The sequence below is a fragment of the Pseudoalteromonas sp. SG41-1 genome (assembly GCF_014164575.1).
GTDB classification, from domain to species: domain Bacteria; phylum Pseudomonadota; class Gammaproteobacteria; order Enterobacterales; family Alteromonadaceae; genus Pseudoalteromonas; species Pseudoalteromonas rhizosphaerae.
This window is the reverse complement of record NZ_JACJFL010000018.1, coordinates 65,000-72,602: the sequence shown is the minus strand read 5'-3', so window position 1 is coordinate 72,602 and position 7,603 is coordinate 65,000. Positions and strand designations below refer to the sequence as shown.

The following is a 7,603-nucleotide window of genomic DNA, read 5'->3' as shown; positions in this document are numbered from 1 at the left end:
ATTTTGCTTACCCTGAGTTGATGGGGGAGATTAAATATTGTCCAAACTGGGGTGCTTACTTTGCCGCGTAAGGAGGATATCCAGGCTCTGGATCGTCATGACTGATTAAATCGCACCTTCCCTAGATGCGGTTTTTCAGGTTTTTCTATAAGACCACGTCGTTCGTAATAACGAACAGTCTCAACATTGATACTAGCTTGTTCGGCTAATTTTCCAATTGTGTACATGTGTTATATTTCTCCGTATCTAAGTACGGAGAAATATATCCCTATCTACGTAATTAAGCCATAAAACTTCGTTAGCCTTGAGCTTCTACTCCTTGTTTTATTTATTTCCTGATGCCTGGTTATATGCCCTAATATCGATCAAGTTGTTCTGAGCATAATCTCCCGCAAGGGATGCATTTGAGATCACTGCAATCTGCTTATCCACAAATGCTTTATCTTCATCAGACACACTGTCAGAGATGTAAGCGCCACTCTCATCCTTTTGACGATACTCATTTAGCATTTGCTCCCTTAGACCAAGCATTTCAGGCGACCAACTCGATGAGTCTTCAGAGTTGAAAACGCGCCCCGCCAAACCTTCATTGAAAGCTTGAGCGAAAACTTGACTTTGAATCGGGGTCAATCCCATTCTCTGCCCTTCGCTGTATGCTTCCTGTTTAAAATCATCAGCATACTGCTCTAGAAACTCACCATATCGATTATTAACTGCCGCACCGAATGCCCCCGCCAACATGGCTTCAGACTTAGTGCCCCAGTTTACTTCGGAGGCATACTGCGAACTCGATCCACTGTATGCATCATTAAACGCCGTCAATGGGTTTTCCAAAGAGGTTCCGGCATCAACGGCGGCTTTTAAGCCATCCCAGGTTGATTTGCTGGCCACAGTAGCGTTGTGCAAGAAACCTCGTGAGCCAGGATCTTCAAGCGCTTGTTCTTTGTAACTCTCATAGTCTTCGCCAAAGTGATTCAGGGTATGCAGAGCTGCATCAGTATGCTTGCCACTGAAATCACCAATAGCACTGGCGCTGTTGAAGAACATTTCAGCACCAGAAACTCCGCTATCATCAGCCATAATACGTGATCGCCACTGAGATCCAGCTTCACTGTTTAGTTCAGATTGATAGGTACTTGTGTCAGTAGCTACGGCCTGTTGGGCTTGCTGCTGATGCGCATTCAACTGTCCATCTATACCAGACAGATTGGTTTGGTAAGCCGATTGAGCTGCGTTGAACTGAGTTTGAACTGTTGCTGCATCCTCGTAGCCGCCCAATACACCCGATTCAACTTGGCTTTGAGCACCACCAAAAGTAGGTGCAGCTGATGACAAGCCTTCATTAGAGCGCGGTTGAATTGATCGTAAATCGGCTCCGGTAGCCATGGCCATAACAGTCATTGCTGCTTGATAATCATTGTCTCGTTCAGCGGGCGTTGAGGAGTTGCTATAGGTTAAAGACTCCATAGCTGCGGCCACATACGCCTGATTATCATCAGGTAGCAAGCGCTGATACATTGGAAGGTTTTCACGTAATCGGTTACCTGCTTCAACATGCTGGTTCATATAGCGACCTAAATAATCCATGACTTCAGGATTATCCGCTGCTAATCGAGTTAACGTCGAACCATCCGTGTTCCTTTGTCCTGATAGACTGTAGCTGGCCTGATCAAGCTCACTAAAGCGGTTTGATGCCGTGATAACGTCTTGTGCTGAACTCTGAAGTGACTGATAGTCTTGGTTAGACAACGACATTTCAACGCCAGAACGTCTTGAATCTGAAAGGTCCTTAACCATTGCATCGCGATACTCAGCACGTCGTGAATCACTCGATGCCAAGCTTTGCATTTCCCCAGTGAGTGTATTTGCGGTCGTTGATCGAGAACTGCCTTCTGACGACTCAACTTGGCCACTAAAGTTTCCACCTAAATCCAAGCCTGCTCGTAACCGTGATATTTTTGGCACTCTTGAGGATTCGGGCTTATCGACTCCAGGCAAGTTACCTTGTCGGGAGTCATTCCCCCCTGTACCAAGTAATCTTCCCAAGAAGCCTTTATCTGCTACTTCTTTATCATCGGTATTTGTAATGGTTCCATCTCCACCGACCCTTAGGCCTCCCGATAACACGCCCGATACCAAGCCACGTACAGCGTCTTTTTTATCGTCTCCGAAACCATACCGTGTTTGCAGGTCATCAGTGACCTGATTAACAACGGCGCTAGATGCGGAATTAGAAGAACCGATCTGACGTCCAACCGAAGAAAGGTTGTCGTAACTTAGCTTTTCACCAAAGGTTCGACTCATGGTATTGCCAACCTGACGGCTAAAGGCTTGAGTTGCCTGAGTCATGGATTCTTTTGCAGAGCCGACCATTGAACCCACTGCGTTTCCGACAGAGAAACTGCTTAGTAAGTTTGACGCGCCGGTCATTGCAGAACCCGTGAGGGCTGAATTTTGGAACATTGACTGTGATTGCATCACCGGGGCATTTTTCGCGACATCTGGACTTGCCAGCTTTTCATCAATGGCATCACCGTTTTGAAGACGTCCAGCCAAGTGGGTAGCGGTTATTGCTGAGCCATACACGAGCATGAGCGAAATTGCCGGAACACTCGACGCCAACATGCCGCCAGTAGCTATCCAGGTTTGCAGCACTGAATCCATCTGCATCATCCCAGCAAAAGATGGCACTTCTGTACCTGCAAAGGCATCAAGAGCCGACATTTTCCCTGCAACGGTTAAATGAATATACAGGTTAATGATGGCCATGACAGGCATCCAAAGTTGAATCCAAAGCAGGATTAACAAGTACTTCCCAGCCATTCGCATCCCGATTTGGCCAAGGGCTATCACAAAGGCCATCAAAGGGGTGATGGCGTAAATGAATCCCTCAAAAAACGTCATCATCGGACGAACAATACTTTGGAACAGAGTCTGCTCCGCCGCCCATTGCGTATTGCGCTGCTCAATCGCTTGGTTAACCATAACGGCTGCGGTGAAAGCTTGATCATCCATATACTTGCCCGTCACGCTTTGCTCATAAATAGGCAAAAGCACCGACGCGGTCATGTACTCTTGGGTGTTAACCGAAGCCAAACCAAGGTTATTCAGTGCATTTCGGATCACGTCATCAGTGTCCGTGGCTGACGAAGTCCCCAATGAGGCTGACAGAACCTGTTTAAGCCTTGGAATGAAGGTTGATTCTGTCATGAGTTTCAGTTGGCTGTAGGCATCAGTGCAGTCCAGATCTCTACTGCTACCACTGAGCATGATGCGCGTGCCATAAATGCGCGAATCAAACCTAATCGCAGTCATCGGGTTAGGATCACTCAGCACCTGATCGAGGTTCTTTTGGCCAATGTCGATACCAATCAAGGTGCACTCTTTGATGTAGTTAAACCACGATTGCTCGATGTCCGAGCCGCCGACACGATTTGCATCACCCAACCCAGAGCGATCCATCACCTGTTTTCTCACTTTAATCAGTGACTGTAAACTGGATGCAAAGCCGTATTCCGTCATGGCGGGAGTTGAGAACGCCGTTTCAAACAATCGCGTGATTTGAAAGCCGACAGTTGAAATCGTACTGCCTGCGGCAGCAACACCGATGGGCACATTATCAACCACTCGAACTTGTCCCGTGTACGCATCCTCAATGCTCACTCGGGTACTGGGTCCAAACATGGTTGCAAAGACTAACCATGAGACTAAAACGTGTTGAAAGTTAATGCCACGACCGCCTTGCATTAAGGCCTGAACAGAGACCATCAATACCCCAATGAGCAAGCCAATGCGAACCATTGAAGTAAAGTCGCCTGTACCAGTAATCATCGCGACAGCGTTCAAGACCTGCTCTAAAAATGCCGAATCCCCGATGGAATAGATCTCCCACATGACCTATTCCCCCAGTGCCGTAGATTTAACGGTGTAATAACGCTGTTTGCGAATGGTCTGAATCACCTGGTTAAAATGCGCCAGCAATTCTTGCTCTGAGCCGTATCTTCGCTGCAACGCAGCGTACTCCTCATTGATTTGGCGACGTGCACGTTCAAGGTCTTCCGTTAATAACTTCGCATAGGCATGATCTTCCACACCGGAGGTACTTCTAGCTGCATTGAGCATGTCTTCAACCAATGCTTGGGCCATCTCAACAGCAATAAATGGCGCAGCTCTTGAAGCAAACGACCTAGCAGCCCCTTCATTTAATGCAGAAAGTGTTCGAATCATGCCGCCAATGCTTGCAGGAGCCGAGGTCATAAAAGCTTTTTCAGTGGTGCTAGCTGCCCCTGTATTTCGAGCAAATTTAAAAATAATGCCGTTACTAGAACCTGTACCTAGAAGTAAATTTTCTACCTGGGTTGATAACCCAGTAAGAGTCACGTTAGTAATTGTCGGGTTCAGACAACCGTCTTGCGTCACTGTGTCACATCGGTACATAGCGACGTTACCGCCGTGAATTAGATGCTCAATAGTCACTTTATTGCCATTCAGCCTGGTCAGTTTTGGGGCTTTACCTTGGCCATCAGCGGCATTAGCTAGATCACCAACAATGATCGAACCCGTCACAGACATAACCGCTTCTAGAAAACGGTCATCCCCCGATGCAAACCAGCTTGATGCAGAGTGACGTTTCAGTGCTCGCCAAACCAAGTTGCCTTTAATCGTTTTGTTCACATCAGATGCCGCGACACTTGAAGCATTCTCGTAAGGGTTCTTACCATTGGATTCACTCCAACTGGTAAAAATGTCTCCAGCCCCTTTAAGTGAGCTCAACATGCTGGCTTCTGTTTGCCCCTTCTTACCAAAGGCGGCCAGGGTATCGTTCACGACTCCCTGAGCCATTTGACAGGAATTGCCAAAATACTCGTTCAACTGCTGGATTTTCTTTTGCAGAGTCTCCATGTGCTGGGAACATTTCTCACACATAGCACTGAGCGCCAATTGGAATGCGTATCCCTTGGCATTTGCCGCTACAGAGCGAAGTAATTGAACAAACTGATCTGCATTAACAAATGACAAACTTCCAGCGAACATATCAATGCCGCCACAACCGGCTTGGAATGACGGAGGCACCATAGAGACGAGGTTCTCGTTCATGATCCTGTTACGAACAACAACACTTCCGCCAGATATAACGCCACGCCGCTGACTCTCGAATACACCAGGCGCAGTGCTGTTGGTCATTGAACCAAATAACTGGTTCATCTCCTGTTGCAAGCTTGCTTGGCTCATAGACGAAAAACCAATCGCACAGACGATTAGCGATACTCGTAATACTTTTTTCATCGTTATAACCCTCCTTGTGCACGCAGATAGCGAACAAGGAACTCAGGGTCCTGTAATATCTTCTCATTAAGCTCTTGGGCTGACATCGCGAGTGACACGCCGGGCTGAACAGGTCTGGTGGCATAGTAAGTTTGATCGTCAATCCAACCGGCTTGATGGGCTGCGAGAATAATTCGATTATTGAGCTCATCAAGGCTCATTGCGCCTTGGCCAATCGGAGTGATGACATTAGGCGGATCAACTAAGAATACGGCAGGGACAGTCGTAACGGACAAGGATTGAGCTTGTCCTGAATCGACTTTGTAATTAGGAAACTCTCCACCCGGTAAAGGCAAGCCATCGACTGCAATAGCAAACACCTCGAAACCATAGTTCAAAGCCATTGATTCGATGATAGGCGCTTGAGCATGGCAGTAAGGGCAATCAGAACGATAGAAGAAGAATAAGCCAGCCCGTTTTGCTACTTCACCTAAAGCAATATCTCGTTGAGCGCCAGCTTCTCGATCCATCCGATTGGCAGCATAGGTAGCCAAGGGTCTGCGACTGATTTCATCCAAAACTGGATCGCCCATGACTACCTGCTGACTAACATCAGCAAACTGTGAACCCTTATCCATCATGACGCGCTGGAGATACAGATAGGCTCTGACGTTCTCATTCGTCGGCTCATCAATTGCCTTGTCCATGAACGACTGCATGTGCTCACGAAACCAGGCAGCACTGAAAGGCTTTAGCCCGCTCTGACTCGACTCTGCCGCACCAGATTCCGGCTTAATAAGCTCTTCAGCCTCCGCTGGCTCAGGAATGACCTGATACCAAAACCAGCCTTCCTGACCACGCTGATAGAATGGCTCGTCACTGGCATAGGCGGGTAAGATGAATAGAAAGAAAATAATGATTGGGATGGTCACCCATAGGATAAACCAAGGTAACAAAGGCGTTCTCATTGTCAGCTCCAGAAAATTTCATAGAGCTAACATGCTAATGATCCCGGTAAGAGCGATTGGCCAGATAGATGAAGGAATTGTGTGTGTTTCTGACTAGCTGTTGTGACTAGTAACAACAGCTAACGTTAATGAACAAAAGATATGATTTTACGCTTTGAGCGAAAGGCTAAGCCTCAGCATAGCCATCACTTTTATCTCAAAGATTAAGAGATAAGCTTTTGAGCAACAGTTTTTAGTTTAAGTTTTAAGTCGTCAGAAATAATTGGAAGCGCTACACCGTCATCGCCAACAGCTACTGCTGGCCCATAATCATCATAATCTTCACCAGTGTCAGCATTGATTGCCCTGTAACAATCTTTGGTTACGTCGATATCATCCTGTAGACCAACGTAATACCAAAACCACTTTTCAGTTTCACTAATCGTAGCTTCGATTATTTCAATCAACCCTTCGCGTGACGGAGCAACAATCATTTCAGCTTTTAGCCAATCAAGATAAAAACTAATTGGGATTACTGGCTCATCTTCGTCATGACAATGCAAAGCATATCCAATAGCCTCAATCACAACATAAGGATCATCATAAAAATAGCCACTCCAGCAGTGGCTATGGCCGTCACCACATTGATCATAGATTGGTTTCAACGATGAAGGAATTGGAAATACCGCATCATTACTGTTTTCAAATTTCTTTAATACCAGCGTTAAAAGCTCTCGATAAGGGACGATTTTCTGGTATTGCTCAGCAACGTCAGACTGAATTACATTAAGCGAATGACCAGCTAGTTTTTTGTTATACCAGAACTCGCCACTTCTGTTATCCGGATTGCCTTCATATTCAGCCAATAATGTCGCAGCTACAACAAGACCAACCAATATCGCTTCTGAGTCATTTGCATCTATGAATGAGGTTAAAACACCTAGCATTCGTGTTTCACCTAATGCTTCTTCAAAAGAAGCCTCAGCATAAAATGCATAAACATCATCTAAAGAGATAATGTTAAATTGCTCCCAAGCTTGCTGGATTCGCTGGCATACTTGAAGCGTAACACCTGCATCAAAATCCAAAGCTTGCAAGCGCTCAAAGCACTGTCTATTTGCGTTCTCAAGGTTTTCAACTCTATATTCAGAGGCAACTTGAAATGCCGCGTAGCTTTTAAAGCCGCAAAATGCTGCGAACGCTTCGTATAAATGGCTTTTCTTTATTGATGGAATTGCTGTTTTTAACTCAGAATGAGCCGTAAAAATGATGGGTTTTAAACTTTTCATATACATATCCATATGCTTGAGACAGTTATTAACCGTTATCAATCATTGCTACACACGATTACAACATGATCTCTCAAGCCATGTATGTATAATTAAAATTTA

At 45.9% G+C, this 7,603-nt stretch carries 4 protein-coding genes and 1 pseudogene; all 5 read right to left on the bottom strand.

Annotated features, from left to right (window positions below):
- Window positions 1–107 precede the first annotated feature (107 nt).
- A pseudogene (locus tag H5203_RS12070) lies at window positions 108–227 on the bottom strand (MerR family DNA-binding transcriptional regulator); the annotation flags it as partial.
- Window positions 228–324: 97 nt separating this feature from the next.
- A complete protein-coding gene (locus tag H5203_RS12065) occupies window positions 325–3,894 on the bottom strand; it encodes a conjugal transfer protein TraG N-terminal domain-containing protein (protein ID WP_102887297.1) in 3,570 nt (1,189 codons plus the stop codon).
- Window positions 3,895–3,897: 3 nt separating this feature from the next.
- Window positions 3,898–5,286 carry a conjugal transfer protein TraH gene (locus H5203_RS12060; protein ID WP_102887296.1) on the bottom strand — a complete coding sequence of 463 codons (1,389 nt, stop codon included), beginning with the start codon at window positions 5,284–5,286 and terminating at the stop codon, window positions 3,898–3,900.
- Between the two features lie 2 nt (window positions 5,287–5,288).
- Entirely contained in the window at window positions 5,289–6,233 is a 945-nt protein-coding gene (locus tag H5203_RS12055; RefSeq protein WP_102887295.1) for a thioredoxin family protein, read from the bottom strand.
- Between the two features lie 203 nt (window positions 6,234–6,436).
- Complete coding sequence (locus H5203_RS12050; RefSeq protein WP_182819784.1) at window positions 6,437–7,501, bottom strand: hypothetical protein; 1,065 nt, start codon at window positions 7,499–7,501, stop codon at window positions 6,437–6,439.
- Window positions 7,502–7,603: the final 102 nt, after the last annotated feature.